Origin of the sequence: Gluconobacter potus, assembly GCF_015244705.1 — a bacterium.
Taxonomy (GTDB): Bacteria; Pseudomonadota; Alphaproteobacteria; order Acetobacterales; family Acetobacteraceae; genus Gluconobacter; species Gluconobacter potus.
The window spans coordinates 1-1,987 of sequence record NZ_JABCQF010000047.1 but is presented as its reverse complement, the minus strand read 5'-3'; the positions used below and the strand labels follow the sequence as shown (position 1 = coordinate 1,987).

The window sequence follows — 1,987 nt, the reverse complement described above, 5'->3', positions numbered from 1 at the left end:
CTCATTCCAGCCATCCGTTCGGTCATGGCCCGTTCCACAAAACAGACCTGGCCATGACGAGCAGAAAGAGAGCCGGCAGTGGAAATAATCTGCTCAGGAGGGAAGTACTATACTTTTTCCACCATCGGCCATTGCGATCGACCCGACCATGAAGCTGGCCTCGTCGGATGCGAGAAAGGCGATGACTTTGGCGATTTCCTCTGGTCGAGCCGCACGTCCGATGGGAGCATGTTTGCCATAGTCCGCAAGGGCTGATGGGCCGTCCGCATGAATATGGTTGAGAATATTGGTCACGGTATCTCCCGAGCCCACGGCGTTTACCCGGATCCCATGACCGATTGCTTCCACGGCCAGTGTCCGGGTGAACTGGGCAAGGGCACCCTTTGACGCGGCATAGGCTGCGATCGAGGGAAAGGTCTGGAAGCAGGCATAGGACCCGACATTGACGATAGCGCCGCTACCGTTCGGGATCATCACACGCATTGCTTCACGCGAGTGCAGGAACACGCCCCGGATATTGACGGCGAAGATGCGGTCCCAGTCCTCAGGAGTCATGTCCACGACCAGCTTGTTGATGATGATGCCGGCATTGTTCACGAGAATATCCAGCTGACCGAACTGCTCGACCGCCGTTGCCACGGCAAGCCGGGCAGCGCCTTCTTCTGTCACGTCCCCGACGAGCGGGACGATGCCAGGTCGGGCAAGGGCGTTGACACCGGGATCGCAGTCCTCCGCGATCACCGAGGCACCACGCGCATGAAGCAGCTCCACAGTCGCACGACCGATCCCGCTTGCAGCGCCGGTGACAATCGCGACCTTGCCTGCAAAATTGCCTGCTGTGTTTTCCAGACCCATACAAACCTCCTGTGATGTCGAGGACATCATCTGGAGTGATCGGATCATAAGTTTAATACCGGATATTCGGGATGGGTTATACGGCTGGGCAGGTACAATCTGTCACGACGTCTTCGCACTGCGCACGGCGGCAATGAAGGTCTTCACCGCAGTCGAGCGATGACGATGCGGGGGATAGTAAAGCGCAAAGCCTGGAAAAGCGGCGGAATACTCTGTCAGCAGGGGAACAAGATAACCGGCCTCGATGAGTGGCTGGACTTCGCTCTCAACCCATAATGCGATACCCGCGCCGGCAACGGCGGCATCAAGTGCTGCCCGCTGATCATTGAAGGTCAGTGGACCGGAGACGGCCACGGAAAACCAGACACCATTTTCGCAGAATTCCCAGTTGTACAGGGCAGCATGCCCCGGCCAGCGAAACCCGATACAGAGATGATCGCGGAGCTCCCGCGGATGGCGTGGTGCTCCGTGCTGATCGAGGTAGGACGGGGCGGCAACGGCGATCTGCCGCAAACCGGGCTGAAGCGGGAACGCAATCGCATCCTGATCCAGCATCTCCCCAAGCCGTATGCCGACGTCGAACCGTTCCTGTACGATGTCTACTCCGGCATCGTCGATCTGCACCTCGACGCTGATCCGGGGGAAACGTCGGACAAAGTCAGGCAGGAGCTGCTTTAGAAAAAGCTCGTAACCAAGACGTTGCGCGTGAACCCTCACCGGACCAGCAATTTCGCCGCCCATCACACCGGCCTCGCTTAAAGCGGCTCCGATTTCGTCGAACGCCACTCCGAACCGCGCCGCCAGACGCTCCCCTGCGGGCGTGGGGCTGACACTGCGTGTTGTTCGGTTCAGAAGCTGAACGCCAACATAGTCTTCCAGTCGGCGGATTGTCGCACTCAACGCCGAACGCGACACGCCAAGCTCTCTGGCAGCGGCAACGAAACTGCCTCGATCGATAATACAGCACAGGGCGCGGAGGTCAGAATAATAGCGGTCAGACATATCCTGCTCTAGCACAAAACCGGGTTTTTCCGGTTCGGTCTTGCAGCCAGTTTGTGCGCGATACAGACGGTCCGCCGTTCCAACCCGGACGATCTCTCAGACGGAAATGTAGCCGACAGACGGGATGCGC

The 1,987-nt window shown here is 58.7% G+C and carries 2 protein-coding genes; both read right to left on the bottom strand.

Annotation, left to right across the window (positions count from 1 at the left end; genetic code table 11):
* Positions 1 to 93: 93 nt before the first annotated feature.
* Positions 94 to 855: an SDR family NAD(P)-dependent oxidoreductase gene (locus HKD31_RS15860; protein WP_194265712.1), complete on the bottom strand. Its 762-nt coding sequence runs from the start codon at positions 853 to 855 to the stop codon at positions 94 to 96.
* A 102-nt stretch (positions 856 to 957) separates the two neighbouring features.
* A complete protein-coding gene (locus HKD31_RS15855) occupies positions 958 to 1,857 on the bottom strand; it encodes a LysR family transcriptional regulator (RefSeq protein ID WP_194265713.1) in 900 nt (299 codons plus the stop codon).
* Positions 1,858 to 1,987: the final 130 nt, after the last annotated feature.